Genomic DNA, 26,113 nt, shown 5'->3' with positions numbered 1-26,113 from the left:
AGGGCCTGCGCCGCCAGCACGAAGCCCAGACGCAGGCCGGCCAGACCGAAGAATTTGCCGAACGAACGCAGCACGATCAGCCCCGGCATGTCGCTGTAGGCCGCCAGGCTGTGCTGCGGCGTGCAGTCGATGAAGGCTTCGTCGACCACCAGCCAGCCGCCGCGCTCGGCCAGCTCGTCGTGCCAGTCGAGCAGGCGCGCCGGCTCGATCAGGCGCCCGGTCGGGTTGTTGGGATTGACCACCAGCAGCACGTCGAGCTGCGGCAGCGCGCGATGCACCGAACCCTCGCTGAGCTTGGTGATGCGATGGCCTTCGCGGCGCCAGGCCGCGGCGTGCTCGGCGTAGGTCGGCGCGAGGATGCCCACGTTGCTGTGCGTGCGCAGGCGTGGCAGAGCCTGGATCGCCGCCTGCGAACCGGCCACCGGCAACAGGCTGGCGGCGCCGTAATAATCGCGCGCGGCCGCCTCCAGGCCATCGTTGATCTCGGGCAACCGCGCCCAGGCCTGAGCGGGAACCGGCGGCAGATCCCAGCCATAGGGGGCGATACCGGTGGACAGGTCCAGCCAGTCCTCCAGGGGGATGCCATAGCGCTGCGCCGCCGCGCGCAGTCGACCTCCGTGTTCAAGCACCCAGCACCTCCCAGATCATCAGGCACAGCAACCACAGGCCAACGCCGGCAACGACCCGGTTCATCGCCCGTTCGATATCCCGCGCGCGCGGCGCAGGGCCCTCGCCCAGCTGCGGGCGCTCATGCAGCTCGCCGTGGTATTCGGCGGCGCCGCCCATACTCACACCCAGGCTGCCGGCACCAGCGGCCATCACCGGGCCAGCATTGGGACTGTCCCACAATGGCGCCTGCCGGCGCCAGCAGCGCAGCGCCAGAAGGGTATTCCCGAGCAGCGCATAGGTCAGCGCCACCAGGCGCGCCGGGATGTAGTTGAGTAGGTCATCGATCTTCGCCGCCGCCCAGCCGAAGCGCTCGAAACGCTCGTTGCGATAGCCCCACATGGCGTCCAGGGTATTGCTCAGGCGGTACAGCACCACGCCGGGTGCACCGGCGACGATGAACCAGAACAAGGCGGCGAATACCGCATCGGAACCGTTCTCCAGCACCGACTCGGTACCGGCGCGGGCCACGCCGGTGGCGTCCAGCTCGGCGGTGTTGCGGCTGACCATCCAGCCGACCCGCTCGCGTGCCAGCGCAAGGTCGCCCAGGCGCAGCGCGCGGGCCACCGGCTGCGCGTGCTCGTAAAGACTGCGCAGGCCAAGGGCGAAATACAGGGCGAAGATCTCCACCGCCCAGCCCACCCCGCTGATCTGCACCAGCAGCCAGGTGAGCAGGATCAACGGCAGCACTGCCAGGCACCAGGCGGTGACGCCATGGCTGCGCCAGCCACCGCCGGCCGGGTTGAAACGCTGCTCCAGGCGCTCGGCCAGGTGCCCGAAGGCCACCAGCGGATGCGCGCGGCGTGGCTCGCCCAGCACGGCGTCCAGCGCCACACCGGCGCAGGTGATCAGCGCCAGGCTCATCGTTCAGTCACCCTGCACTCCCCATCGATTCTCGAACAGCAGCTCGCTCAGCGGTCGAGGCGTGGCCCAGCCCTCTTGCACCAGCATGGGTTTTTCATAGAAGGCATCCACCGGCCCCAGACACAGCAGCGCCACCGGCTTGCTGCTGGCCGGCATGCCCAGCAGCTCGGCCAGCGCTGCGGGATCGAACAGCGACACCCAGCCCAGCCCAAGACCTTCGGCGCGCGCGGCCAGCCACAGATTCTGAATCGCGCAGGCCACCGAGGCCATATCCATTTCCGGCAGCGTGCGTCGCCCGAAGACATGTGCCTCGCGTCCGTCCATCAGCGCCACCGCCAGCAGCTCGGCGCAATCGCGGATGCCCTCGACCTTCAGCCGCATGAATTCGTCGCTGCGCTCGCCCAGGGCCTCGGCGGTGCGCACCCGCTCGGCCTCCACCAGCGCATGGGCCGCCTCACGCAGCTGCTCATCGCGGATGCGCACGAAACGCCAGGGCTGCATCAGGCCAACGCTGGGCGCATGGTGGGCGGCTTCGAGCAGGCGCGCCAACACCTCGGCCGGCACCTCGCCACCGCTGAAATGGCGCATGTCACGACGCTCGGCGATGGCGCGGTACACCGCCGCGCGCTCTTCGGGGCTGAAGGCGTGCTCGCTCATGGGCGCAGCAGCGCGGCGGCTGCCTCCGGGTTGGACGGCAGGTAGAAGTGGATATAGCTGGCAGTCAGTCGGCCCAGGCGATACACCGCCTCGGCCACCGGCTTGCCGTTCGGACAGCGCCCGCGTACCAGCGGCTCGAGCGGGCTGTCCAGGCGCGAGTGATGGTAGCTATGGCCACGCAGCTCGCCCTCCGGCAGCGTCACCTCCTGCAGGGCCAGCGCGGTCAGGCGCGGCTGCAATGCGGCGCTGCCCGTCAGCAGACCGAGCATCCGGCCGCTGGCGCCCTGCTTGTCGCGCAGTTCGTCGAGCAGATAGAGCATGCCGCCACATTCGGCGAGCAGCGGCTTGCCGGCCTGATGATGGGCACGGATGGCCGCGGCCATGGCCTGATTGCCTGCAAGCTCGGCCAGATACAGCTCGGGATAACCGCCAGGCAGATAAAGGCTATCCACCTCGGGCAGCGCGCTGTCGGCCAGCGGCGAGAAATAGCGCAGCTCGGCGCCCAGCGCCTGCAGCAGATCGAGATTGGCCTGATAGAGGAAGGCGAACGCCGCATCGCGCGCCACGCCAATGCGCACATCCTTCAACAAGGGCGCGGGTTCACTGATATGCGGCGCGGCGAAACTCACCGCCGGCGGCAGGTCGACATCGGCACTGGCCGCCAGCGCATCGGCGGCAGCGTCCAGACGCGCATCCAGATCCTCCAGCTCGGCGGCCTGCACCAGGCCCAGATGGCGACTGGGCAACTCCACCGCGGCGCTGCGCGGCAAGGCGCCGAACCAGCGAATGCTCGGCGGCAGGGCATCGCGCAGGATCTCGCCATGACGGCTGCTGGCAACGCGATTGCCGAGCACGCCGGCAAAGGGCAGATCGGGCTGGAAGGTGGCCAGGCCATGGGCCAGGGCGCCGAAGGTCTGCGCCATGGCCGCGCCGTCGATCACGCCCAGCACCGGCACGCCGAAGTGACGCGCCAGGTCCGCCGCCGAGGGTTTGCCGTCGAACAGGCCCATCACCCCTTCGATGAGGATCAGATCCGCCTCGCCGGCGGCCTGCCACAGCAGGCGACGGCTCTCCGCCTCGCCGACCATGGCCAGGTCGAGCTGGTACACCGCCGCGCCACTGGCGCGGGCATGGATCATCGGGTCGAGAAAATCAGGCCCGCACTTGAACACCCGCACGCGCCGCCCCTGGCGCGTATGCAGACGTGCCAGCGCAGCGGTGACGGTGGTCTTGCCCTGGCCAGAAGCCGGGGCGGCGATCAGCAACGCCGGGCAGTGACGTGTCGTCATCAGAATTCGATGCCCTTCTGCGCCTTCACGCCAGACTTGAACGCATGCTTGACCAGGCTCATCTCGGTGACCGTATCGGCCGCCTCGATCATCCCCGGCAGGGCACCGCGGCCGGTCACCACCACGTGCTGCAGCAGCGGCCGGGCCTCGATATCGGCCAGCACCGCATCCAGTTCGAGGTAACCGTGCTTGAGGGCGATGTTCAGCTCGTCCAGCACCACCAGGCCAACGGACTCGTCGCCGAGCAGACGCCGGGCCACGGCCCAGGCCTCCTGCGCCTTGGCGATGTCGCGCTGACGATCCTGGGTCTCCCAGGTGAAGCCCTCGCCCATCACGTGGTAGCTGACTTCCTCGGGGAAACGGCGGAAGAAGGTTTCCTCACCGGTGCTGGCCGCGCCCTTGATGAATTGCACCACGCCAACCTTGATACCGTGGCCAAGGGCGCGCGCGACCATACCGAAGGCGCTGCTGCTCTTGCCCTTGCCGTTTCCGCTGTGCACCAGCAGCAGGCCGTATTCATCCTGGGCCTGGGCGATCTTCTCGTCGATCAGGGCTTTCTTGCGCTGCATGCGCGCCTTGTGGCGGGCGTCGCGTTCGGCGGATTCGCTCATGCTGTGCTCCTGCAAGTCAGGTGCCCGCGTTGCCTGCTTCAGGAACAGTGCGAACGACTATGAAGAATCGCGATGATCCGCGCGACCTCATACAGGCGCCAATGGCTGGTCAGGCGAGCGGAAGGCAGGCAACACCGAGGCCCCGGTAGAACCGGAGCACTGGCCGGACAACGCCCTCCGCGATGCCGTGGAACTGCGACAGGCCGGTCTCCGGGCTCGTGAGCGAACCTGAAAGGTTCGACGCTGCGCCTTCCCGTGCATTGCACAGTGGCCTGAAACAGCGTTTGACTCACCTACCGTTGCGGGGGCAGCGCCGGCATTGGAACCGGCTTCCCTGTTTCACCCCGGCGCCTTCGATGGGGACGGCGCGGGGCACCTGAAGCAAGGCGCGCAGGGTAGAGGCTGACAGCCTCGTGCGTCAACGACAGTCAATGTTTCGGCACGAAGCCCGGTGGTTTACGCGCCAGCCACTCAACGAAGGTACGCATGCGCTCATCGCTCAATAGCGCCTCACGGCTGTTGTAAGTCAACGCCAGCTCCTTTTCGCTGAACAGGCGGTGAATCTGGTTATGGCAAGCCCGGCATACCCAGAGCGTGGCGGTAATGCGCTCATGCCGCGCGTAGCGCTTCTGTACATAGACCTTGTCATGCAGGGCCTTGGGAATCAGATGGTGGCGGGTCAATGCGACTGGCCTGGCGCACAGCTCGCAAACCTCGGGCTGAGGCGGCAAACGGATGGGATCGGCCATACAGGGCTAACGTTTGCGGCAGAGCGTCAGACCGTCGCCCAGCGGCAGCAGCGACAGGTCGATGCGCGGGTCGTCACGCAGGGCCAGGTTGAGCGCCTGGATCGCGCGCGTGTCTTCGCTGTCGGGGGAGCGTTGCAGCACCCGACCGCTCCACAGGGTGTTGTCGAACAGCAGCAGACCACCCTGACGCAGCAGAAACAGGGCCTGCTCCAGGTAGGCCGGATAGTTGGCCTTGTCGGCATCGACGAAGATCAGGTCGAAGACGCCCTGTCCCTCTCGAGCCAGCGCCGCCAGGCTTTCAAGCGCCGGGCCCAGCCGCCACTCGATGGATTCGGCAACCCCGGCCTCGGCGAAGTAGCGGCGCGCAGTGGCGTTGTAGTCTCCAGGCAGGTCGCAGCAGATCAGGCGCCCACCCTCGCCCAGGGCCTGCGCCATGCAGAGCGCACTGTAGCCGGTGAAAGTGCCCACCTCGATGACCCGCCGGGCGCCGGTGAGGCGCACCAGCAGCGCCATGAACTGCCCCTGCTCCGGCGCAATCTGCCAGCGCGCCTGGCTTAGCTGCGCGGTTTCTTCACGCAGGCGGGCGAGCAGCGGCGACTCGCGCAGGGAGACATCCAGCAGGTACTGGTAGAGGGCGTCGTCGAGTTGCAGCGTACGCTGAGTCACGCTCGCCTCAGGGATTGCGCGCCAGTTCGGGGGTGATGATGCGTTTGGCATCGAGGTAGACGCCCTGCCAGTAGCCGCTGGCCAGGCTGTCCAGACGCACCGTGCCGCCGGTGGAAGGGGCATGGACGAAGCGACCCTCGCCAACATAGATGCCGGCGTGACTGACGGCGCGCCCGCCATTGGTGGCGAAGAACACCAGATCGCCGCTCTGCAGGGCGTCGCGCCGGACGTTGGGCACGCGCATCGCGCTAAGCTCGCGGGTCGAGCGCGGCAGACTGATGCCCGCGGCATCCCGGTACACGTAACCGATCAGGCCGCTGCAGTCGAAGCCGCCATCCGGGGTGTTACCGCCATAGCGGTAGGGTGTACCGACCAAACCCAGGGCACGAAACAGCACATCCTCGGCGCCCCCCTGGTAATGGGACGCAGTGGAAGGCGGTATATAGGTGGGCTGGGGAGAGGGAGCGCGACTGCTGCAAGCACTCAGCAGCAAGGCGAGAACAAGCAGGGCAACACGGGTCGTAACGGGCATGAGCGAGGCGATCCTGAGCCTGGATGCGCTCTACTCTGCCGTCTCGCGACGAACGGCGCAACCCTGCGGGCGCGCCGTCATGCGTCAAGGATGGCGCTTGGCCTGCGCCTGGCTCTCTTCCACCGGAGCCAGCGCCAGCACGCGCTTGGCCTGCAGGTAGCTGCGATTCCAGTAGCTGTCGTCCAGGCTGTCGATGCGCACGCCGCCGCTGCGGCTGCTGCTGGAATGGATGAACTGATCATCGCCCAGGTAGATGCCGGCGTGGCTGACACGACCACGACCGCGATCGTTGAACAGGATCAGATCGCCGGGCTCCAGATCGGCACGGGCCACCTTGGGCGCGTCCAGGTTAATCAGTTCACGCGTGGAACGTGGCAGTTCCAGGCCGATTTCCTCACGGAACACGTAACCGACGAAGCCGCTGCAATCGAAGCCGGACTGCACCGACGTACCGCCGTAGCGATAACGGGTGCCGATCAGCGAACGACCCAGCTCGAGCAGGCTGTCGGCCAGTTGCGGCATTTCGTAGGGTTTGTCGTCGATCAGAGCGGTGATTTCGTCCTCGGCAGGTTTCACCTGCTGAGCGACGGGCTTGACCGCGGGCTCGGTAACCTGGGGCTGCGGCGCATGGCCGGCACAGGCGGCGAGGAAGGCTGTCAGTGCAATGGGCACGAGGGGTGCGAAGCGTTTTAGCATGGGCACGACCGTGTCAGTGGAATTTATAAGTGCGCGACTATGCCTTCTATGCAGCCCATTTGCAAATTCTATCGTTGGAAATGTGACTCAGTAGTTCCATCCTGCCATCTAACGCGCCCTCCTCGGTCTCCCGCTCGGGCGCGAAAGACTCAGCCAAGTAGCTCGCTGAGTGGGATGAAACGCAGGCTGTCGCCTTCGGCCAGGGTACTGCCCTCCATGACCTCGGCCAGCCCTTCGGCCCAGGCGGCGCTGCGCAGCACCCCGGAGCTCTGGTTGGCATAGGGCACCGCGCGCCCACCTTCCAGACGCGCGCGCAAGTACTCACGGCGCGTGCCCGGCTTGTGCCATGCGAAGCCAGCCGGCACGACGAACCCCAGCGGCTCGACACGCTGTACGCCGAGACGACGCAGCAGGTAAGGACGCGCCAACAAGCCGAACGTGACCAGGGTCGAAGCCGGATTACCCGGCAAGCCTATGACCGGCACGCCCTGATAATGGCCGAAGGTCAGCGGCTTGCCCGGCTTGATCGCCAGCTTCCACAGCGCCAGCTCGCCGGCCTCACGCAGAGCCAGACCCAGATAGTCCGCCTCGCCCACCGACACGCCACCGGTGGAAAGGATCAGATCCACATCGCCCAGCGCGCCCAGCGCCTCGCGAGTGCGCGGCAGATCGTCGGGCAGGATACCGGCGTCGACCACGGCGCAACCCAGGCGCTGCAACCAGGCGATCAGCAGGCGTCGGTTGCTGTTGTAGATCTGTCCCGGCCCCAGCGTCTGCCCCGGCTCGACCAGCTCGTCGCCGGTCGACAACACCGCGACCCGCAAACGCCGGCGCACTTTCAGGTGTGCCGCACCCAGCGAGGCGGCCAGCCCCAACTCGATCGGCCCGAGACGCGTGCCTGCCGGCAGGACGCAGTCTCCGACGCGTGTCTCCTGCCCCTGCGCACGGACGTTCTGCCCAACGTGCAGCGGCTCGCGAAAACGCACCTGCCCCGACTCGTCGAGCTCGACGTTCTCCTGCATCTCCACCGTATCGGCGCCCTCCGGCAATGGTGCACCGGTAAAGATGCGCGCGCAGCTACCGGGCTGCAGCGGCGCAGGCGCCACACCGGCCTGGATGCGCTGACTGACCGGCAGCGCCTGGCCCTGCCAGTCAGCCAGACGCAGGGCATAGCCGTCCATGGCGCTGTTGGGCCATGGCGGCAGATCCAGGGTGGCGAGCAGCGGCTCGGCCAGCACCCGGCCGTCAGCTTCACCGAGTGTCACCGACTCCGTCTGCTCGATGGGCGCGGCGGCGGCCAGCGTCAACAGACGTTGCAGCGCCGCCTCCATGGGCAGCAAGCCGGGGTGATCGCAACCGCTCATCCGCGCGACTCGCAGGCCGCCACCGGTTTCAGGTGTGCGACGAAGTTGCACGGGCGATGGCGGGCATCCAGCTGCTCGGCGAGGATGCCCTCCCAGGCGGTACGGCAGGCATTGGTCGAACCCGGCAGGCAGCACACCAGCGTGCCGTTGGCCAGACCGGCCAGGGCGCGCGATTGCACGGTAGAGGTGCCGATATCGGCCACGGAGATTTGCCGGAACAACTCGCCAAAACCGTCCACCTGCTTGTCCAGCAGACAGCTCACCGCCTCCGGCGTGCTGTCGCGACCGGTGAATCCGGTACCTCCGGTTATCAGCACCACCTGCACCTCTTCCTCGGCGATCCAGTTGGCCACCTGGGCGCGAATCCGGTAAAGATCGTCCTTGAGCAATACCCGAGCCGCCAGCCGGTGCCCGGCCGCCTGCAGGCGGTCGACGAAGAGCTGGCCCGAGGTATCGGTTTCCAGGGTGCGGGTGTCGCTGACGGTGAGCACGGCGATATTCAGCGGCACGAAAACCGCATCGGCCTTGTGATTCATGGCAGGCTTCCAATTGCGAGAGAATGGCCGGAGTTATATCACAGGCCCCGCCGTCGGAGACCGCCCCATGCCCGTTACCCACGCCTCTTTTCCCTGCTCGGTGCTGCTGCTTTGCGGTGGCCGCGGCCAACGCATGGGCGGACGCGACAAAGGCCTGCTGGAATGGCGCGGCCGACCACTGATCGCCTGGCTGCACGAGCAGGTGCGCCCCCTGAGCGACGATCTGATCCTGTCCTGCAACCGCAATCACGAACGCTACGCGCATTACGCCGACCACTTGGTAACCGACGAGGACCAGGACTTTCAGGGGCCGCTGGCTGGCATCCGCGCCGGCATGGCAGTCGCCCGTCATGAGCAGATGCTGGTGCTGCCCTGCGATGCGCCGCTGGTGGATCGGCAGTTGCTCGAAGCCTTGCTGGCCCACGCCGGTGCGCGCCCGGTGGTGGTGCGCCAGGGCGATTACTGGCAACCGCTGTTCTGCCTGTTACCGACGGCGCTGAAGGCAGATCTGGAACAGCTATGGCAGGCCGGAGAGCGCAGCCCGCAACGCTGGTTCTCCAGGCTGGCTCCGGTTGCGGTGGAATGCCCCATCGACGACCCACGCCTGGCCAACCTCAATACGCCGGAGATGCTCGCTGCCGCGTCCCTCTCGGCTGACGCTCGAGAGTCCTAGCGGAACTCGAACAGCGCTTTCACGTCTGAGCCAGGGTAAATAGTCGTATCACCCAAGGAGACAGACCATGACTCAACGGATCATTCCCGCCCTGCTGATTGCCCTCGGTTTCGCTGTACTGGCCGGCTGCGCTTCGCCTTCGGTGATAACGCTGACTGACGGTCGCGAGATCCAGACCGTGGACAAGCCCAAGTACGACGAAGAGTCCGGCTTCTACGAATTCGAGCAGCTCGATGGCAAGCGCGCCACCATCAACAAGGATCAGGTGCAGACCGTCAAGGAGCTCTGAGACTTCGAGCCAGGCGCTCTACCAGGCAACGCCCGGAAGCCGAAAGCGAGTTGACTGGGGATATCCCGACTTGCAGATTTTTTCGGGCTAACCCCTTGTGCGGTAAAAGTTTTTCGGTAGAATACGCCTCATTCGGAGTGTAGCGCAGCTTGGTAGCGCGTCTCGTTCGGGACGAGAAGGTCGCAGGTTCGAATCCTGTCTCTCCGACCAAATCAAAAACCCGCCTTAACCGGCGGGTTTTTTATTGCCTGCGATTCAGCTCCGCAGGCTGTTCAACGCAGAAAAGCCACCACCTGCTCGGCGTCGAATGGCCAGTTCAGCTCGTTCCCGGTGTCGCAACGGCGCAACACGGGAATGCGCAAGCCGTAGCGCTCGATCATGCCCTCGTGCTCGGCGATATCGATCAGCTCGACCAGCAGACCGTTCTCGACGAACGGCATGAGCAACGCCTCTGCCACCTCGCAGAGGTGGCAGCCCAGGGTTCCGAAAAGTTGGCATTCAGGCGTCATGAGCGCACCTCGTTCTCAGCAAGGTACGCAGTCTAGCACCGGCAGGTGTCAGCTCGCGCCGGCACCCTTGTCGGACTGACCGGCGAGCAGCGACTGCAGGCCGTCGATCAGGCTGCGGTTGAGGCTTTCGGCCTTCTCCAGGCGCGGCAGGTCGAATCGCTCGTCCAGCGAGAAGCCGCCCTTGAGCAGTTCCTTGAGCACACCGCCGGCATTCTGCGCCAGGTCGTTGGCGCTGCGCAGCGCGTCGAGCAGGCCCTGCGCATATTCCTGCAGCCCGGCATTCACCGCACTGGCGCCCTGCCCGGCTACCGCGCCGTAGGCATCGGTCGCCTGACGCACGGTGGTCTGGGTCAGGCGCAGCGACATCGACGCCAGTTGTTCGCCATCCATCTCCAGCGCCATGGCCCGGTCGAACGCCCCGGCCAGATCACCCGCGTAGAACTTGTCGGACAGCTCCTGCACCTGGCTGAAGAGTTTTTTCAGCGCCTTGATCTCGTCGTCGTCCAGCTCGCCTTCGACATTCACCTGCCAACCGCCGATACGCATGCTGCCGGACTGGCTGGCGCCCACCAGGGTGCTGCTCTTGCCATCGCTGGACGCCGCGAAACTGCTCTGCGACCAGCTGGCCGAAGCCTGCGCCACGGAAATGCGCAGGCGATCGCCATCGCGCGTGGTGACGGAAAGATCGAATGTTTCGGCCACCGCGCTGAAGCGCTCGCGATAACCAGCCACCGCCACCTTGTCGCCGACACCCGACGCCGCACCGCCGAAGCGCTTGTCGAGATCGCCCAGGCCGTCCTGGATGCGCTTGTAGGTGTCATCGATATCGCTGGCCACCTGGCCTTTCAGTACGCCCATGCCATCGAGAATCTTGCGTGCCTCGGCAAAGCCCTTCTCCACACCTTCACGGGCCTGCGACAGCAGTTTCTCCAGCTTGGCCGGATCGGCACCGGCGGCCGCCTCGCTCTGGATGCGCTGTTCGATGAAACCCAATACCCGCTCCGCGACCTTTTCGGGGCTGAAGTCATCGCGCTTGCCATTGAGTGCGCCCGGCTGCAGGCCGAGCTTCTCGGCCAGCCGATTGGCCAGCGTGGCCTGGGGATCGACAGCATTGTTGCGCGCAGCGATGGACTGACTGGCTTGCGCGGTGCGAGGGGCGGAAGGATTGAGCGAGGCCAGAGGTTTCATGACGAGGTACCCAAGTAGGTCATCTGCCGAACTTAACGGCCGTCAGGAGGCAAGCTTTAGCCTTAATCGACCAACGGTCCCTGCCTGATTGCCCTTTCACTCGGCTCGAACGAGTTTTTTCAGACTTGCGGTGAAACGGCCACATGTCCCGCAAGCACCCGACCTAGAGGCTCCGGGCCTCCGGGTGCCGGCTGGCTTGGCCGCCCCGCCAGACTAAAGTCTTAGAGTCGACTCCTCGGCGAAGTGTTTTATTTCATCGCGCCGTAACTGGCCGGTCACATCGTGGCCGAGCTGACAATAACAACGAGGAGACAACAATAATGAGTAAGACTCCCCTCGCCCGCGCCGTGGCTCTCGCCACGCTGGGCGCCAGCCTCACCATGCCAAGCCTGGCTCACGCCGACTTCATTGGTGACAGCAAGGCCACCCTGGAACTACGCAACTTCTACATGAACCGCGATCTGCGCGAGACCACCGCGGCTCAGCAATCCAAACGCGAAGAGTGGGCACAGGGCTTCATACTCAAGGCCGAATCAGGCTTTACCGAGGGCACCGTTGGCTTTGGTCTGGACGCGTATGCCGGCCTGGGCCTGAAACTGGACTCCTCCGACGAGCGCGCCGGTACCAACCTGCTGCCCAACGCCTTCGGCAATGAAGGGCCGGACGAATATTCCGAAGCCACCGGGGCGGTCAAGGCGCGTATCTCCAAGACCGTGGCCAAGGTTGGCGGCCTGATGCCCAAGCTGCCCATCGTTGCTTCCGGCGACTCGCGCCTGCTGCCCCAGGTCTTCACCGGCGGCATGCTGACCTCGCAGGAGATCGACGGCCTGACGCTCAACGGCGGGCAACTGCGCGAAGTGAATTTCCGCAACTCCACCGACCGGCAGGACATCACTGCCACCAACGTGGGCGGCAGGAGCGATCGCTACAACTATGCCGGCGGCGACTACAAGTTCAACGGCGGCAACACCACGGTCGGCCTGTGGTACGGCGAACTGGAAGATATCTACGACCAGAAGCTGTACAACCTGATCCATGTGCAGCCGATCGGCGACTGGAAGCTGGGCGCCAACCTGGCCTATTTCGACTCCCAGGACAACGGCCGCAAACTCGGTGGCAAGCTGGACAACGACCTGACCTCGGTCAACCTGTGGGCCGGCATCGGCGCCCATACCTTCCGCGTGGGCTATCAGAAGGTCGGTGGTGACAATGCCTTCCCGTTCCTGAACGAAACCGATCCGTACATCGTCAACTACCTCCAGATTCTCGACTTCACCCGCAAGGACGAGAAATCCTGGCAGGCGCGCTATGACATCAACTTCGCCAGCTACGGTATTCCTGGTCTGACCGCCTTCGTGCGCTACGTGACCGGCGACGGCTTCGACGGTGTAGGCGGCGTGAGCGGCAAGGAATGGGAACGCGATGTGGATATCAGCTACATCATTCAGGAAGGCCCGCTGAAGAACCTCGGCGTGCGCTGGCGTAACGCGATGGTGCGTTCCAACGCGAGTATCGGCGACCTGGACGAGAACCGCCTGATCGTCAGCTACACCATCCCGCTGATGTAAGGCCAAGGCCTCGCCTCCACGCAGGGCGATGCCACTGAAACGAAAAACGCCGCAATACCCTCCGGGGGATTGCGGCGTTTTTCATGCTAAGCCGGTAATGCCCGCGAGCCTCGGCTAGGCTCAGAACAGCGCGGAGGACGACTCGATGGACGACTACCAACCCCTGGCCTGCGATCTCTACGACTACCTGGAGATCGCCTGCCTGCACCGCTACCGCCTGGACATCGAACTGACCGACGACACGCACATGCAGGGTCAGGCCCTGAACACCGAAACCACGGCGAGCAAGGAAGAGTTTCTGCTGGTGCGCACGGCAGAAGGCGAGCAACGCCTGCGCATGGATCGCCTGCTGGCGATCACCCCGCAGGACCCGGGCGCCAGCTTCGGCCGGGTGCTGTTGAGCGGCAATCGCTGCTGAGCGCCATGCCTCGAATATCTGGGCGCCCTATGCACCAATGCCTGGGTTACAGCACCAGCCCGTCACTGGCCAGTTGGACACCAGGCGGCAAGGCGTCGGGGTGCTCCAGCAGCCAGGCGTCGAAGGCGTGGCCGATATGGGTCAGCACCGCTTGCGTCGGCTGCAACCGCGCGACGACCTCCAGCGCGCGGGTCAGGTCGTTGTGGTTGCGCGGCGCCACCGGCTGCGGCGCGGTGGAGCAATCGAGCACCAGCAGATCCAGCGGTGCACGCTGAAGTTCGGCGCAACTGGCCTCGGGCACGCCAACCGTGTCGGTGAGGTAGGCGATACGCCTGCCCTGCCCTTCGAACCCCAGCCCTTCAAACAAGTACCCAAAGGTCGGCTTGGAATGCGTCAGCGGCAGCGCGGTGACCTGCAGTTCGCCCAATTGGCGACGCTCGAATGCGGCGAATGGCTGGCTGAAGTCGAGGATGCCGGGGTGCTTGTACAGATCGGCCAGCCCTTCCGGGTCGTCCGGGCCATGCACCGGAATCACCAGCCCCTGGCCCCAGCGCAGGTGCAGCAGGCCCTGGGCGTGGTCGGCGTGGTAGTGGGTCTGCAGAATGCCGCTGAGGCTGTGCGGCGCGAAGCGCTCGGTGAGATCGGTCAGGCCGCTGTCGATCAGCCAGCGCTGCGCGCCGCATTCGATCAGCGCGCAGCAGGGACCACGGCGCCGCGCCGGATACACGCGCGCCGCATCGCAGGCCGGGCAGCTGCAGTTGTACACGGGCACCTGGCGGGCATCGCCGGTGCCGAGCAGGGTCAGGCGCATCGACGCATCTCGTCGAGCAGCTGCAGCAGGCGGCTGACGGTGTGCGGCAGGGGGCCGGAGTTGTCGAGGATGACGGTGCCTGCCCTCTCCTCCTGCTGCAACTGGCGGCTACGCGCCAGACGCTGCTCGATCTGCTCCGGCGTCTCGCGGCCGCGAGCCAGCAAGCGCTGGCGCAGCACCGCCTCGTCGACCTGCAGAAGAATCGCCAGCAGCTGCGGATAGCGCTGGCGGGCGACTTCGAGATGGCCGCGCGAGCCGTTGATCAGTACGTCCTGGCCGGCGCTCAGCCAGTCGTCGATCTCGCGCGGGATGCCGTAGGCCAGGCCATTGGCACGCCAGCTCAGGGCGAAGGCGCCCTCGCCTTCCAGGCGCTCGAACTCCGCTGGGCTGACCCCCAGCGCGTCCTCGCCTACCGACTCGGCGCTGCGGGTGATCACCCGTCGGGCGAAACGGCAGCCGTGCGCCTCCAGCGGCGCACGTGCGGTTTGCAACAGGCTGTCCTTGCCCGAGCCCGAAGGCCCCATCAGATAGATCAACCTGCCCTGCATCAGAATACCCTTCGTGCTTGGCGCCACACCTGCTGGATCACCGGTTGCTGGCCATGCGCCCTGGCCTGTACCAGGTCGGCGCGCAGGCCGACGCGGATCTCGCCGCGGTCATCCAGTCCGGCCGCCCTGGCCGGCGCGCGGCTCACGGTGGCGATGGCCGCAGGCAAATCATAGTCGTTGTCCTGCCCGGCGAGCAGCCAGGCCGCATGCAGCAGGCTGGCCGGGTAGTAGTCGCTGGAGAGGATATCCAGTACGCCGTGACGCGCCAGCTCCGCGGCGGCGATATTGCCCGAGTGCGAGCCGCCGCGCACCAGGTTCGGCGCGCCCATCAGCACCTTCAGCCCCAGCTCGTGGCTAGCCTTGGCCGCTTCCAGGGTGGTGGGGAACTCGGCGATGGCCATGCCGAAGCCGGCCGACTCCTGCACGTGGGCCAGGGTCGCGTCGTCGTGGCTGGCCACCGAGATACCCCGGCTGTGGCAGTCCTCGACGATGGCGCGACGCTGACGGTCGCTGTACTGGCGCGAGTTGGCGATCTGCTCCTGAAGGAAATCCTCCATCTCCGCCGGACTCAGGTGGTACTTGCCCATGTAGTACTCGCGGTACTTCTCCACCTTGGCGAACTGGCGCTGGCCGGGCGAGTGGTCCATTACCGACACCAGCGCCACCAACGGGTGCTCCACCAGGTCGCGGTAGATGGTCAGGGCATCGGGGTGGCACAGCTCGCAACGCAGGTGCAGGCGGTGCTCCGCGCGGGTCTGCCCCGCCGCCTCGCTGGCGGCAATGGCCTCGATCATCGCCGGCAGCTGCTGCATGCGCCGGCCACGCGGGTTGATGTCACCGATGGCCAGCGCATCGAACACCGTGGTGATGCCGGCGGCGACGATCTGCGCATCGTGGGTCAGCACCGCCGAGGTCGACGGCCAATCGACTCCCGGCCTGGGGCTCATGTGTTTTTCCAGGTTGTCGGTGTGCAGCTCCACCAGCCCCGGCAGCAGGTAGTCGCCGCTCAGGTCCTGGGCCTGCGGCAGGCGACTGGCGCCCTCGTCCACCGCGGCGATCAGCCCGTCACGCAGCAACAGTGTGCCGAGGAACTCGCGCTCGGCGGTGACGATACGGGCGTTGCTGAGAATCTGTTCAGACGACATAGACGTACTCCGGTTGCGCCGCGGCGGCGCTCATGTCGAGGTAACGGTCGGCCACCGCCTCGCGGGCGATGCGGTCGTGGAAGATGCCGATCAGCGCGCTGCCGGCCGCCTTGGCTTCGACAATCAGCTCCAGCACCACCTGGCGGTTGGCGTCGTCCAGCGAGGCGGTGGGTTCGTCGAGCAGCAGCACCGGCCACTCGACCATGAATCCGCGGGCGATGTTGACGCGCTGCTGCTCGCCGCCGGAGAAGGTGCCCGGCGCCAGTTGCCACAGCGCCTCGGGGATATTCAGCCGGCTCAGCAGGCTCTTGGCCCGCGCCTCGGCATCGCTGCGCGTCCAGCCACGGGCCAGCGCCGGCTCCATCACCACGTCCAGGGTCGACACGCGCGGGATGACCCGCAGGAACTGGCTGACGTAACCCAGGCTCTGCCGGCGCACCGCCAGCACCTGGCGCGGCTCGGCGCCGACCAGCTCCACCGGCGCGTCCTGGTGGCGGATGCGAATGCTGCCGCCGGCCGCCAGATAGTTGCCGTACAGGGTGCGCAGCAGGGTCGACTTGCCGGCGCCGGACTGCCCATGCAGCACCAGGCACTCGCCGCCGCGCACGGCGAAATTCAGGTCACGCAGCACCTGCAGGACGACGCCGTTCTGCTGGTGCAGGGTGAAGGTCTTGCTGAGGCCGCTGACCTCGATCAGGTTGTTCATACACACCTCGATTGCTGTCGTAGCCCGGATGCAATCCGGGGTGGCGGGCACGGGCTTCCCGGATTTCATCCGGGCTACGGGTTGACGGTTGCAGGCCGTAGGGCGGGTGTAACCCGCCATTGCCGTGGCGGGTTACACCCGCCCTACATCCCGCGTCATGCGCAAGCGGGCAGCTCTCAGTCATGGCTGCAACACCGACGACACCAGCAGCTGCGAATAGGGATGCTGCGGGTCGTCGAGAATCTGGTCGGTCAGCCCCGCCTCCACCACGCGCGAGCGGCGCATCACCATCAGGCGGTCGGCCAGCAGACGCGCCACCGCCAGGTCGTGGGTGACGATCACCACCGCCAGGTCCAGCTCGCGCACCAGGCCACGCAGCAGGTCGAGCAGGCGCGCCTGCACCGACACGTCCAGCCCTCCAGTCGGCTCGTCCATAAACACCAGGCGCGGCGCGGAGACCAGGTTGCGAGCAATCTGCAGGCGCTGCTGCATGCCGCCGGAGAAGGTACGCGGCAGGTCATCGATACGCGCCGGGTCGATCTCCACCTGGCTCAGCCAGTCGAGCCCGGCGGCGCGCAGTTCGCCGTAGTGGCGCACGCCCTGAGCCATCAGCCGCTCGCCGATATTGGCGCCGGCCGATACCGCCATGCGCAGGCCGTCACGCGGGTTCTGCTCGACGAAGCCCCACTCGGTGCGCAGCAGCGTGCGCCGCTCGGCCTCGCTGGCGCTGTACAGGTCGAGCCACTGACCACTGCGCGCGCGATAACTCACGCTGCCGCGATCCGGCGGGCAGCGCCCGGAGAGCAGGCTGAGCAAGGTGGACTTGCCCGAGCCGGACTCGCCGACGATGCCCAGCACCTCGCCGGGATAGAGGTCGAAGCTCACCCCCTGGCAGCCCTTGTCCGGGCCGTACAGGCGGGTCAGGTCACGCGCCGAGAACAGCGGCTCGGTCGCTGCCACGGCAGGTTGCAGACGTTCGGCGGCGCTCATTGCAGGTTCTCCTCAAGGCGCTCGGTGCGCTGGCGGCAGTAGTCGGTGTCGGAGCAGACGTAGCGCTTGCTGCCGGCGTCGTCGACGATCAGCTCGTCGAGGAAGGATTCCGTGCTGCCGCAGAAGGCGCAGCACTCATCCCACTGCTGCACGGCGAAGGGGTGATCCTCGAAGTCCAGGCTGACCACTTTGGTAAAGGGCGGCACCGCGTACAGGCGCTTCTCGCGGCCGGCGCCGAACAGCATCAGCGCCGGGCTCATGTTCAGCTTGGGGTTGTCGAATTTCGGGATCGGCGACGGGTCCATCACGTAGCGCTCGTCCACCGTCACCGGGTAGGCGTAGGCAGTGGCGATATGGCCGAAGGTGGCGATGTCCTCGTACAGCTTCACGTGCATCACGCCGTAGTCCTCCAGCGCATGCATGGTCCGCGTCTCCTGCTCGCTGGGCTCGATAAAGCGCAGCGGCTCGGGGATCGGCACCTGGTAGACCATGATCTGCCCGGCCGACAGCGGCGTTTCCGGAATGCGGTGACGGGTCTGGATCACGCTGGCTTCCAGCGTACGCTCGGTGGTGGCGACGCCGGCGGTGCGGGCGAAGAAGCGGCGGATCGACACCGCATTGGTGGTGTCATCAGCGCCCTGGTCGATCACCTTGAGCACGTCGTCCGTACCGAGAATGGCCGCAGTCAGCTGCATGCCACCGGTGCCCCAGCCGTAGGGCAGCGGCATCTCACGCCCGCCGAAAGGCACCTGGTAGCCGGGGATCGCCACCGCCTTGAGCAGACCGCGGCGGATCATGCGTTTGGTCTGCTCGTCGAGGTAGGCGAAGTTGTAGGCCGACGCCTCGCGGGCGCCGCTTGCAGTGGAAAGGTTCATCAGCGGTTCTCCTCTGCCGACGCCTGACGGCGCAGCTTGCGGATCAGTTCCAGTTCGGCCTGGAAGTCGACGTAGTGCGGCAACTTCAGGTGCGAGACGAAGCCGGCGGCCTCGACGTTGTCGCAGTGCATCAGCACGAACTCCTCCTCCTGCGCCGGGCCCTGCACTTCCTCGCCGTACTCGCCGGCACGCAGGGCACGATCGACCAGGGCCATGCCCATGGCCTTGCGCTCGGCGTAACCGAAGGCCAGGCCGTAGCCGCGGGTGAACTGCGCCTGCTCGGCACTTTCACCGACGAACTGGTTGACCATCTCGCACTCGGTGATTTCGATGTCGCCCAGCGGCACGGCGAAACCCAGTTCGGCGGGCGTCATCCACACCTCAACGTCGCCGATGCGGATCTCCCCGGCGAAGGGATGGTTGCGTCCGTAGCCACGCTGGGTGGAATAACCCAGCGCCAGGAGGAAGCCCTCGTCGCCACGGGCCAGGGCCTGCAGGCGCTCGGCACGGCTGGCCGGGAAAGCCAGCGGCTCGCGGGTGATATCGGGCACCGGCGCGCCGTCATCCGCCTCGCGTGCCATCAGCCCTTCGCCTGCGAGAAAATCCAGCACCCGCGGACAGGGCTTGGGCTCAGCGGTAACGGCCGCTTCCGGCGCCGGATAGTCGCCCTCGGCCAGCAAAGTGAAATCCAGCAGACGGTGGGTGTAGTCGAAGGTTGGGCCGAGCAGCTGGCCGCCGGGCAGATCCTTGAAGGTGGCGGAGATGCGCCGCTCCAGCTGCATCTTCGTGGTATCCAGCGGCTCGCTGGCACCGAAGCGCGGCAGCGTGGTGCGGTAGGCGCGCAAGAGGAAGATGGCTTCCATCAGATCGCCGGCCGCCTGCTTGATCGCCAGCGCAGCCAGTTCCTCGTCGTATAGCGAGCCCTCGCTCATGACGCGGGCCACGGCCAGCGGCAGTTGCTGGCGCACCTGCTGCACGCCCAGTTCGGCGACGGCGGTATCGCCACGACGACGGTTGGCCAGCAGTTGATGGGCATTGTCGATGGCGCGTTCGCCACCCTTGACGGCGACATACATCAGGCAGCCTCCTCGGTTTCGATCAGCACGCGGGTACTGCGCGGCAGGCCGATCACCTCGCCGCCCGCGGCGAAGAAGCAATCCAGGCCACGGGGAAAGGCGCTGCGCGCCTGGCGTTGCTGCCAGAACGAGGCCGGCAGCGGCAGGTTGACGCTGCGCACGTCCTTGATGCCCGGGCCGCGCCAGCGCAGGGCCGGGCCAGCGTGCAGATCGTCGAGTTGAATCAGCAGCGTGCAGGACTGATCCGGGTAGCGTTCGCTGCCATTGTCGAAGTCCGACAGGTCATCCAGCTCGCTTTCGTCGAGCAGGGCGAACAGGGCGATCTCGCGCTCGGCGACGATCGGGCAGCCGCAGTGGAAGGCCAGGTTGGCGCGGATCAGCGGCGTATCGAAGCGCGGCGCCAACCACAGCGGCGTGTCGCTGTCGAGAAAGGCCAGGCACAGGCCATAGGTGGCCGGGGCCAGGTCGCCCAAGGCATGGGCGCGGTCCATGGCGCGTGGCAGACCCGGTTCGGCCAGCGCGCCGAGGGCGGCGCGGAAGCTGACCTGGGCATCGAGCACCGGGTCGTCGAAAGCCGGTTGCAGCCAGTGCGAGCTGTGCGGCGTAGTCATCAATCCTCTCCTCTGACCAGGGTGAAGAATTCCACCTGGGTGGTGGCGCTGCGCGCGGCCCGGGCCAGGCGCTGCTCGCGCTGCTGGCGAGCCAGGGGGTCGATCAGGTCACTGAGCCAGCGCGCCTGGTCGCTGCCCTGCAGGTGGGCGTCGGCCAGGGCGGCCAGCTCGGCTCGGCGCTTGTCGCGGCCGGCCAGGTAGCTGTAACCGGTGCGGCCATCGGCCAGGCGCACCACGCAGCGGGTCACGGTCATCTCGCCCAGGTTGAAGGCGCTGCCGGTGCCGCCCATGCGCCCGCGCACCAGAGTCATGCCCACCTCCGGGGCGCGGATCAGCTGGTAGGCGCTGTCCTTCAGCGCCGCCTCATGGGCGTCGAGGGCGCTGCCGGCGCGGGCCAGCACGCCCATCCAGCGCTGGCGCGCGGTGATGTTCGGATCAAGGTCGTTCATGCGGGTCTCCATCAGGTCGCTACCTGGTACTGGAAGCGGTCGGCGCGGCTGCTGGACTGCGCCAGCTCCACCGCCCGGCCAGCGGGATCGCGGGACAGGGTGAGTACGCTGAGCAGCGGCGCATGGCGCGGCATCAGCAGGTGCGCGGCTTCTTCGCGGCTGGGCAGACGCGCACCAATCAAGCTGAAAGTGCGCGCCAGCGGCAGATCGCGCTCGGCCAGGTACTGGCGCAGCGAACCGCCCTGGTAGTCGGCCAACAGTGGCGCCAGGCTGGCGCAGAAGCGGTGGCGGATCAGGCTCAGCGGCTGGCCCTCGAGCAGGCGCAGGGTGGTCAGCTCGATCAGCTCGCTGCCGTCAGGCAGTTGCAGGTGGCGGCATTCCTCAGTGCTGCCAGTGCGGCGCAGGCGCTCGATCAGCCTGGCCTCGACACGGTGGCCGAGCGCCGACAGCGACTGGCTGAAGGCACTGCCCGCCTCCACCGGGTACACCAGTGGCTTGGCCAGCACCTGGGTGCCCTTGCCCTGGCGGCGCAGCAGGCGGCCTTCGAGCACCAGCTCGTCCACCGCGCGGCGCAGGGTGTGGCGGTTGACGGAAAAACGTGCGGCCAGTTGCATCTCGCCCGGCAGGTAATCGCCCGGGTTCATGCGCTGCACGTCTTCGCGCAGCACGGCGGCCAGCTCGCGGTACAGCGGTTCGCTTTGTCTAGACAAGTTCATCGTTTGAAAAGGGCGCACGCGGGCGCCCTCCTCCTCCTTCAGATAAAGAGCTTGCGCAGGCGCTGGGACAGGATGTCGATGGCGCTCACCACCAGGATGATCACGATCAGCAGGGCGCAGGTCTGGGCGAACTGGAAGCCGCGAATGGCCTCCCAGAGAATCACCCCGATGCCGCCGGCACCGACCATGCCGACCACGGTGGCCGAGCGTACGTTGGACTCGAAGCGGTACAGCGAGTAGGAGATCCACAGCGGCAACACCTGCGGGATGACGCCGAAGATCACTTCCTGCAGGGCACTGGCGCCGGTGGCGCGCACCCCTTCCACCGGGCCGGGATCGATGGCTTCGACCGCCTCGGCGAACAGCTTGGCCAGCACCCCGGTGGTGCTGATGAACAGCGCCAGCACGCCAGCGAAGGGGCCGAGGCCGACCGCGACGACGAAGAGCATGGCGAAGACCATTTCGTTGATCGAACGGCAGGCATCCATCACCCGGCGTACCGGCTGGTACACCCACCAGGGCACGATGTTCTCGGAACAGAGGATGCCCAGCGGAATGGCGCAGAGAATGGCCAGCACCGTGCCCCACAGGGCGATCTGCACGGTGACCACCATTTCCTTGAGGTAGTGCCGCCAGTTGCTGAAATCCGGCGGGAAGAAGTCGGCCGCGAAGGTGGCCATGTTGCCGCCATCGCGCACCAGCGCCAGCGGGTTCATTTCCGCACCCCGCCAGGACCAGGCGAGCACGGCGAAGAACAGGCCCCAGCCGATCAGTTGCAACCAGCTGCGCTTGCTATCGACGGTCGGGGTATGGGTGGTCAAAGTGGTCATCAAGGTATCTCGGGGAAAACGACTGCAGTCAGCCCCTCGGTCGATACCGAGGGGCTGCCAGGATCAACCGGCGCTGGCGCCGCCCTGCTTTTCACGCTCGGCCATACGCTGCTCCAGCTTGGCCAGCTCGGCGTCCAGCTCCTTGAGCTGAGCCTGCTTGTCGGCGTCCTTGAGCTTGTCGTTGTTGGCCACTTCGGTGCGCTTCTTGAACAGCTCGAGCTGACGAATCGGCAGCAGCTGGTCGTTGTCGGAAGCCTTGAACTGGCCCCACTGCAGGCCCTCGAGCACTTTCTTCTCTTCCGGCTTGGCGCCATAGGTCATGAAGAAGTCGCGCAGCTTGTCGCGGGTTTCTTGCGGCAGGTTCTTGCGCCAGACGATGGGATCGGAGGGGATCAGCGGTGAGGTCCAGATCACCTTGAGCTGCGCGGCCTTGTCCGGCGCGGTCACTTCCAGGCGCTCCATGCCCTCGCTGTTGAAGGTGCCGACATCGACCTGCTTGTTGGCCACCGACAGTGCATTGACCTCGTGACTGCCGTTGAGCGAGCGCTTGAAGATCTTGCCGGAGTCGACGTTGTTCTGGGCGAACACGTAATAACCGGGCACCAGGTAGCCGGAGGTGGAGTTCGGGTCGCCGTTGGCGAAGGTCAGGCTCTTGGCGTTCTTGAGCATGTCCTCGACCGAGTCGATCGGGCTGTCCTTGTGCGCCACCAGCAGGCTGTAGTAGCCCTGCGCGCCGTTGGCCGCCACGGTCTGGGCGAAGATCTCGCCACCGGCACGGTCCACCGCTTCCATCGCCGACTTGTTGCCGTACCAGGCCACGTCGACCTTGTCGAAACGCATGCCCTGGATGATCCCGGCGTAATCAGGCGCGAAGAAAGCGTTGATCTTCACCCCGGTCTGCTTGCTCATGTCGGCCAGGAAGGGATCCCACATGGCCTTGAGATTCTGCGAGGACTCGGTGGAGATGATGCCGAAGTTGAGTTCCTCGGCGGCCTGGACCGAGCCCAGCAGGGAACCGGTGACGAGCGCAGAGGCAGCCAGCACCTGGCCGATGCGTTTGAACATGGAGCACACTCCTGTTGCGGGTTGGCGTTATGGTTCGAATGAGGAAGGCGACGTCAGGCCTTGGCCAGCGTCAGCGGACGCTCCACGGCACGTGGGCGCTGCCCTTGCGGCAGCAGCAGGCTGATATCGAGATCACCGCCGTAGAGGTCGTTGAGGAAATCGGGGTTGAAGCTGTCGGTGGGGCCGTCGAAATGAATGCGCCCGCCCTTGAGCGCCACGGCGCGCTGGCAATAGCGCACCGCGTAGTCGACCTGATGCAGGGTCACCACCACGGTCTTGCCATCGCGACGGTTGATGTCGGCGAGAATTTCCATCACCTTGCGCGCCGACTCCGGGTCGAGCGAGGCGATCGGCTCGTCGGCGAGAATCACCTCGGCCTGCTGGCACAGCGCGCGAGCGATGGCCACGCGCTGTTGCTGGCCGCCGGATAGAGTGGAAGCGCGCTGCGCTGCGAACTCGGCCAGACCGACGCGCTCCAGCGCCGCCATGGCGCGCTGTTTTTCCTCGGTATTGAACAGGCTGAGGCTGCCGCGCCAGCGCGGCATGCGGCCCAGGCCGCCGAGCAGCACGTTCTGCAACACGCTGAGGCGGCCGACCAGATTGAACTGCTGGAAGATGTAGCCGATATCGGCGCGCAGGCGACGCACCTCGCCATTGAGGCGTCCTTCGGCCTGTACCTGACGACCGAGTACCTCGATACTGCCGCCATCACCGCGTGCCAGGCCGGCCAGATGTCGCAGCAGGGTCGATTTGCCCGAGCCAGAAGCGCCGATCAGCGCTACCATCTCGCCAGGCTGTACTGACAGGGCCAGATCGAACAGCGCCTGTTTACGCCCGAAGGTCTTGTTCAGACGGTCGACTCGAATCACTGCGCTCATGGGCTGGCCCTCTACTATCATTGGCGATAAGAAGGCAGCGCCTTGGCCGCCATCTGGTGTAGACCAAGGTAGGCAGAACCTGTGTCAGCCCCGTGAAGCGGAGGTGACGTTTGAGTGACGGGCGTTTGAATCTTTTGTGCCTGAGCACAGCTTGCGCAGCTCTTCTGCCGATTGATGCGCATTTCTGACAGTCGGTGCTGGCATTAAGCCTCCACCTCGCTCACAATGCGACACGTAATTGGCGTCAAGGAACTGTTCAGATGACCCTCAGGTCATAACGACGCAGAACGCGATACCGGTTGAACGGCTAGTGAATAAGGTTGTCAAACCGGTGACAATCTTGACACTGACTACCAGTATCGCTCCCTGAACTAACCGGTAATGTATGCGCCCTATGAAACAGGCTACCTATTCCAGCCGCACGGCTGACAAATTCGTCGTTCGCTTGCCCGATGGCATGCGTGAGCGTATCGCTGACGTAGCACGCAACCATCACCGCAGCATGAATTCGGAAATCATCGCCCGTCTGGAGCAGAGCATGCTTCAGGAAGGCGCTCTGGATGACGATCTCAGTCTGCGCCTTGACAGCCCCGAACTGAGCCTCCATGAGCGTGAGTTGCTGCAGCGTTTTCGTCAGCTGTCGCGCCGCCAGCAGAACGCCCTGGTTGCTCTGATTGCCCACGATGTGGAAATGGCCGCCGAAGAAGCCTGAGGCGAGCCCATGAAAAAACCGGCCTTGCGCCGGTTTTTTTATTCCTGCCATTCCTGACAGCGGCCCTCGCGGGCCGTAGCGAAGCGCGGAGCGAACTCCGCGCCCTGATCAGCCGACGAAGCTGAGCAACACCCCCGCCGCCACCGCCGAGCCGATCACCCCGGCCACGTTCGGCCCCATGGCGTGCATCAGCAGGAAGTTCTGCGGGTTGGCCTCCAGGCCCACCTTGTTCGACACCCTAGCCGCCATCGGCACCGCGGACACACCAGCCGAGCCGATCAGCGGGTTGACCTTGTGCGTGCTGAACAGGTTCATCAGCTTGGCCATCAGCACCCCGGCAGCGGTGCCGGCACAGAAGGCCACCATGCCCAGCAGCAGGATGCCCAGGGTCTTGAGCTGCAGGAAGGCTTCTGCCGACAGCTTGGAACCCACGGTCAGGCCAAGGAAGATGGTGACGATGTTGATCAGCGCGTTGCGCGAGGTATCGGCCAGGCGCTCGACCACACCACATTCGCGCAGCAGGTTGCCGAGGGCGAACATGCCGATCAGCGGCGCGGCGTCGGGCAGCAGCATGCCCACCAGAACGCACAGCACGATGGGGAAGATGATCTTCTCTGTCTGCCCCACCGGACGCAGTTGCTGCATGACGATGGCGCGCTCCTCCTTGGTGGTCAGCGCGCGCATGATCGGCGGTTGCAGCAGCGGCACCAGCGCCATGTAGGCATAGGCCGCCACGGCGATGGGACCGAGCAGATCGGGCGCGAGCTTGGAGGTGACGAAGATCGAGGTCGGCCCGTCCGCCCCGCCGATGATGGCGATGGACGCCGCCTCCTTGAGGGTGAACTCCATGCCGGGAATGCCCAGCGCGGTGATCGCCAGGGCACCGAGCAGGGTGCCGAAGATGCCGAACTGCGCAGCGGCGCCGAGCAGCAGGGTCTTGGGGTTGGCCAGCATCGGACCGAAATCGGTCATGGCGCCGACGCCAAGGAAGATCAGCAGCGGGAAGATGCTGGTCGGCAGGCCCACCTCATAGATCAGGTGCAGGAAACCCGCGCCTTCGGCCATGTTGGCCACCGGGATGTTCGACAGCAGACCGCCGAAACCGATGGGCACCAGCAGCAGGGGCTCGAACCCCTTCTTGATGGCCAGGTAGATCAGTACCAGGCAGACCGCGATCATGAACGCCTGACCGGGCTCCAGATGGTACAGGCCGGTGCTCTGCCAGAGCTTGAGCAGCTTTTCCATGACGTGCCCCTCAGCCGATGGTCAGCAGGCTTGCGCCCACCGCCACCGCATCACCGACCTTGACGTTGACGGCACCGACGGTGCCGGCCTTGAAGGCACGGATTTCGGTTTCCATCTTCATCGCTTCGAGGATGATCACCAGTTGCCCCTCCTCCACGGCCTGGCCGGGCTGCACCAGTAC

General features: G+C 66.0%; 33 protein-coding genes, 1 tRNA gene and 1 riboswitch. Of the genes, 6 read left to right on the top strand and 28 right to left on the bottom strand.

The window, feature by feature from the left end:
- The 11 genes from N7333_RS18680 to moaB form a co-directional block, all read right to left on the bottom strand.
- The coding region (locus tag N7333_RS18680; RefSeq protein ID WP_279859216.1) for a pyridoxal phosphate-dependent class II aminotransferase at nt 1-629 on the bottom strand (629 nt) is incomplete at its 3' end.
- A complete protein-coding gene (cbiB, locus tag N7333_RS18675; RefSeq protein WP_279859215.1) occupies nt 622-1,530 on the bottom strand; it encodes an adenosylcobinamide-phosphate synthase CbiB in 909 nt (302 codons plus the stop codon). The genes cbiB and N7333_RS18680, both read right to left, overlap by 8 nt.
- A 3-nt stretch (nt 1,531-1,533) precedes the next feature.
- A complete protein-coding gene (bluB, locus tag N7333_RS18670; protein ID WP_279859214.1) occupies nt 1,534-2,187 on the bottom strand; it encodes a 5,6-dimethylbenzimidazole synthase in 654 nt (217 codons plus the stop codon).
- Nucleotides 2,184-3,476 carry a cobyrinate a,c-diamide synthase gene (locus tag N7333_RS18665; RefSeq protein WP_279859213.1) on the bottom strand — a complete coding sequence of 431 codons (1,293 nt, stop codon included), beginning with the start codon at nt 3,474-3,476 and terminating at the stop codon, nt 2,184-2,186. Before N7333_RS18665 ends, bluB begins: the two co-directional genes overlap by 4 nt.
- On the bottom strand, nt 3,476-4,087 hold the full coding sequence (cobO, locus tag N7333_RS18660) for a cob(I)yrinic acid a,c-diamide adenosyltransferase (RefSeq protein ID WP_096826807.1): 612 nt from the start codon (nt 4,085-4,087) through the stop codon (nt 3,476-3,478). The genes N7333_RS18665 and cobO overlap by 1 nt, the downstream gene beginning before the upstream one ends.
- 183 nt (nt 4,088-4,270) lie before the next feature.
- A riboswitch (cobalamin riboswitch) is annotated at nt 4,271-4,482 on the bottom strand.
- A gap of 33 nt (nt 4,483-4,515) precedes the next feature.
- A complete protein-coding gene (locus N7333_RS18655; protein WP_003244541.1) occupies nt 4,516-4,836 on the bottom strand; it encodes a hypothetical protein in 321 nt (106 codons plus the stop codon).
- A gap of 6 nt (nt 4,837-4,842) precedes the next feature.
- The gene (locus N7333_RS18650) at nt 4,843-5,502 is read right to left on the bottom strand and encodes an O-methyltransferase (protein WP_003244539.1); all 660 of its coding nucleotides are present in this window, start codon (nt 5,500-5,502) and stop codon (nt 4,843-4,845) included.
- 7 nt (nt 5,503-5,509) lie between these two features.
- On the bottom strand, nt 5,510-6,034 hold the full coding sequence (locus N7333_RS18645; RefSeq protein ID WP_012018253.1) for a C40 family peptidase: 525 nt from the start codon (nt 6,032-6,034) through the stop codon (nt 5,510-5,512).
- An 84-nt stretch (nt 6,035-6,118) separates the two neighbouring features.
- Complete coding sequence (locus tag N7333_RS18640; RefSeq protein ID WP_003244536.1) at nt 6,119-6,730, bottom strand: NlpC/P60 family protein; 612 nt, start codon at nt 6,728-6,730, stop codon at nt 6,119-6,121.
- A 149-nt stretch (nt 6,731-6,879) separates the two neighbouring features.
- Nucleotides 6,880-8,094: a gephyrin-like molybdotransferase Glp gene (glp, locus tag N7333_RS18635; protein WP_279859212.1), complete on the bottom strand. Its 1,215-nt coding sequence runs from the start codon at nt 8,092-8,094 to the stop codon at nt 6,880-6,882.
- Nucleotides 8,091-8,630, bottom strand: coding sequence for a molybdenum cofactor biosynthesis protein B (moaB, locus tag N7333_RS18630; RefSeq protein WP_003244532.1), 540 nt, complete (start codon nt 8,628-8,630; stop codon nt 8,091-8,093). Before moaB ends, glp begins: the two co-directional genes overlap by 4 nt.
- A gap of 67 nt (nt 8,631-8,697) precedes the next feature.
- Here moaB and mobA point away from each other — a divergent pair, with 67 nt between their 5' ends.
- The 3 genes from mobA to N7333_RS18615 all read left to right on the top strand — a co-directional run bounded on the left by mobA (nt 8,698) and on the right by N7333_RS18615 (nt 9,802).
- Nucleotides 8,698-9,303, top strand: coding sequence for a molybdenum cofactor guanylyltransferase MobA (gene mobA / locus N7333_RS18625; RefSeq protein WP_279859211.1), 606 nt, complete (start codon nt 8,698-8,700; stop codon nt 9,301-9,303).
- Between the two features lie 67 nt (nt 9,304-9,370).
- Nucleotides 9,371-9,592, top strand: coding sequence for a YgdI/YgdR family lipoprotein (locus N7333_RS18620; protein WP_003244529.1), 222 nt, complete (start codon nt 9,371-9,373; stop codon nt 9,590-9,592).
- 133 nt (nt 9,593-9,725) lie between these two features.
- A tRNA-Pro gene (locus tag N7333_RS18615) sits at nt 9,726-9,802 on the top strand.
- Nucleotides 9,803-9,864: 62 nt separating this feature from the next.
- On the opposite strand, the gene N7333_RS18610 is transcribed toward N7333_RS18615, so the two are convergent.
- Together N7333_RS18610 and N7333_RS18605 are read right to left on the bottom strand one after the other, a co-directional pair.
- Nucleotides 9,865-10,101 carry a glutaredoxin family protein gene (locus N7333_RS18610; RefSeq protein WP_096826883.1) on the bottom strand — a complete coding sequence of 79 codons (237 nt, stop codon included), beginning with the start codon at nt 10,099-10,101 and terminating at the stop codon, nt 9,865-9,867.
- Between the two features lie 48 nt (nt 10,102-10,149).
- Nucleotides 10,150-11,289 carry a DUF5610 domain-containing protein gene (locus N7333_RS18605; RefSeq protein WP_279859210.1) on the bottom strand — a complete coding sequence of 380 codons (1,140 nt, stop codon included), beginning with the start codon at nt 11,287-11,289 and terminating at the stop codon, nt 10,150-10,152.
- 320 nt (nt 11,290-11,609) lie between these two features.
- Between N7333_RS18605 and N7333_RS18600 the strand changes: the two genes are divergently transcribed.
- Nucleotides 11,610-12,857: an OprD family porin gene (locus N7333_RS18600; RefSeq protein ID WP_003244525.1), complete on the top strand. Its 1,248-nt coding sequence runs from the start codon at nt 11,610-11,612 to the stop codon at nt 12,855-12,857.
- 145 nt (nt 12,858-13,002) lie between these two features.
- Nucleotides 13,003-13,275: a Rho-binding antiterminator gene (locus N7333_RS18595; protein ID WP_279859209.1), complete on the top strand. Its 273-nt coding sequence runs from the start codon at nt 13,003-13,005 to the stop codon at nt 13,273-13,275.
- A gap of 46 nt (nt 13,276-13,321) precedes the next feature.
- On the opposite strand, the gene phnP is transcribed toward N7333_RS18595, so the two are convergent.
- From phnP to phnC, 13 genes are all read right to left on the bottom strand, one after another.
- Nucleotides 13,322-14,086, bottom strand: a complete 765-nt coding sequence (gene phnP, locus N7333_RS18590) for a phosphonate metabolism protein PhnP (protein WP_279859208.1) — start codon at nt 14,084-14,086, stop codon at nt 13,322-13,324.
- Nucleotides 14,077-14,634 carry a phosphonate metabolism protein/1,5-bisphosphokinase (PRPP-forming) PhnN gene (gene phnN / locus N7333_RS18585; RefSeq protein WP_148117789.1) on the bottom strand — a complete coding sequence of 186 codons (558 nt, stop codon included), beginning with the start codon at nt 14,632-14,634 and terminating at the stop codon, nt 14,077-14,079. The genes phnP and phnN overlap by 10 nt, the downstream gene beginning before the upstream one ends.
- Nucleotides 14,634-15,779: an alpha-D-ribose 1-methylphosphonate 5-triphosphate diphosphatase gene (locus N7333_RS18580; protein WP_279859207.1), complete on the bottom strand. Its 1,146-nt coding sequence runs from the start codon at nt 15,777-15,779 to the stop codon at nt 14,634-14,636. Before N7333_RS18580 ends, phnN begins: the two co-directional genes overlap by 1 nt.
- Nucleotides 15,769-16,485, bottom strand: a complete 717-nt coding sequence (phnL, locus tag N7333_RS18575; RefSeq protein ID WP_279859206.1) for a phosphonate C-P lyase system protein PhnL — start codon at nt 16,483-16,485, stop codon at nt 15,769-15,771. The genes N7333_RS18580 and phnL overlap by 11 nt, the downstream gene beginning before the upstream one ends.
- A gap of 180 nt (nt 16,486-16,665) precedes the next feature.
- Nucleotides 16,666-17,475 carry a phosphonate C-P lyase system protein PhnK gene (gene phnK / locus N7333_RS18570; protein ID WP_195882207.1) on the bottom strand — a complete coding sequence of 270 codons (810 nt, stop codon included), beginning with the start codon at nt 17,473-17,475 and terminating at the stop codon, nt 16,666-16,668.
- Complete coding sequence (locus N7333_RS18565) at nt 17,472-18,350, bottom strand: alpha-D-ribose 1-methylphosphonate 5-phosphate C-P-lyase PhnJ (protein ID WP_279859205.1); 879 nt, start codon at nt 18,348-18,350, stop codon at nt 17,472-17,474. Before N7333_RS18565 ends, phnK begins: the two co-directional genes overlap by 4 nt.
- Nucleotides 18,350-19,426 carry a carbon-phosphorus lyase complex subunit PhnI gene (locus N7333_RS18560; protein ID WP_024308757.1) on the bottom strand — a complete coding sequence of 359 codons (1,077 nt, stop codon included), beginning with the start codon at nt 19,424-19,426 and terminating at the stop codon, nt 18,350-18,352. The genes N7333_RS18565 and N7333_RS18560 overlap by 1 nt, the downstream gene beginning before the upstream one ends.
- The gene (gene phnH / locus N7333_RS18555; protein ID WP_195882204.1) at nt 19,426-20,037 is read right to left on the bottom strand and encodes a phosphonate C-P lyase system protein PhnH; all 612 of its coding nucleotides are present in this window, start codon (nt 20,035-20,037) and stop codon (nt 19,426-19,428) included. Before phnH ends, N7333_RS18560 begins: the two co-directional genes overlap by 1 nt.
- A complete protein-coding gene (phnG, locus tag N7333_RS18550; RefSeq protein WP_279859204.1) occupies nt 20,037-20,486 on the bottom strand; it encodes a phosphonate C-P lyase system protein PhnG in 450 nt (149 codons plus the stop codon). The genes phnH and phnG overlap by 1 nt, the downstream gene beginning before the upstream one ends.
- Nucleotides 20,487-20,497: 11 nt before the next feature.
- Entirely contained in the window at nt 20,498-21,220 is a 723-nt protein-coding gene (gene phnF, locus N7333_RS18545; protein WP_279859203.1) for a phosphonate metabolism transcriptional regulator PhnF, read from the bottom strand.
- A gap of 20 nt (nt 21,221-21,240) precedes the next feature.
- Complete coding sequence (gene phnE, locus N7333_RS18540) at nt 21,241-22,032, bottom strand: phosphonate ABC transporter, permease protein PhnE (protein WP_003244503.1); 792 nt, start codon at nt 22,030-22,032, stop codon at nt 21,241-21,243.
- 63 nt (nt 22,033-22,095) lie between these two features.
- On the bottom strand, nt 22,096-23,097 hold the full coding sequence (gene phnD / locus N7333_RS18535) for a phosphonate ABC transporter substrate-binding protein (protein WP_129483089.1): 1,002 nt from the start codon (nt 23,095-23,097) through the stop codon (nt 22,096-22,098).
- Between the two features lie 53 nt (nt 23,098-23,150).
- Entirely contained in the window at nt 23,151-23,975 is an 825-nt protein-coding gene (gene phnC / locus N7333_RS18530; RefSeq protein ID WP_279859202.1) for a phosphonate ABC transporter ATP-binding protein, read from the bottom strand.
- 385 nt (nt 23,976-24,360) lie between these two features.
- On the opposite strand from phnC, the gene N7333_RS18525 reads away from it, so the two are divergent.
- Nucleotides 24,361-24,687, top strand: coding sequence for an Arc family DNA-binding protein (locus N7333_RS18525; protein WP_003244497.1), 327 nt, complete (start codon nt 24,361-24,363; stop codon nt 24,685-24,687).
- 108 nt (nt 24,688-24,795) lie between these two features.
- Here the strand turns inward: N7333_RS18525 and N7333_RS18520 are convergent, their stop codons facing one another.
- Together N7333_RS18520 and N7333_RS18515 are read right to left on the bottom strand one after the other, a co-directional pair.
- Entirely contained in the window at nt 24,796-25,932 is a 1,137-nt protein-coding gene (locus N7333_RS18520; protein ID WP_129483091.1) for a sodium ion-translocating decarboxylase subunit beta, read from the bottom strand.
- Between the two features lie 10 nt (nt 25,933-25,942).
- On the bottom strand, nt 25,943-26,113 hold a 171-nt coding region (locus tag N7333_RS18515), incomplete at its 5' end, for a biotin/lipoyl-containing protein (RefSeq protein ID WP_279859217.1).

The sequence above is a fragment of the Pseudomonas sp. GD04158 genome (assembly GCF_029834875.1).
GTDB lineage: Bacteria > Pseudomonadota > Gammaproteobacteria > Pseudomonadales > Pseudomonadaceae > Aquipseudomonas > Aquipseudomonas hydrolytica.
The sequence above is the reverse complement of the archived record's forward strand: the minus strand, read 5'-3'. Positions and strand labels throughout refer to the sequence as shown.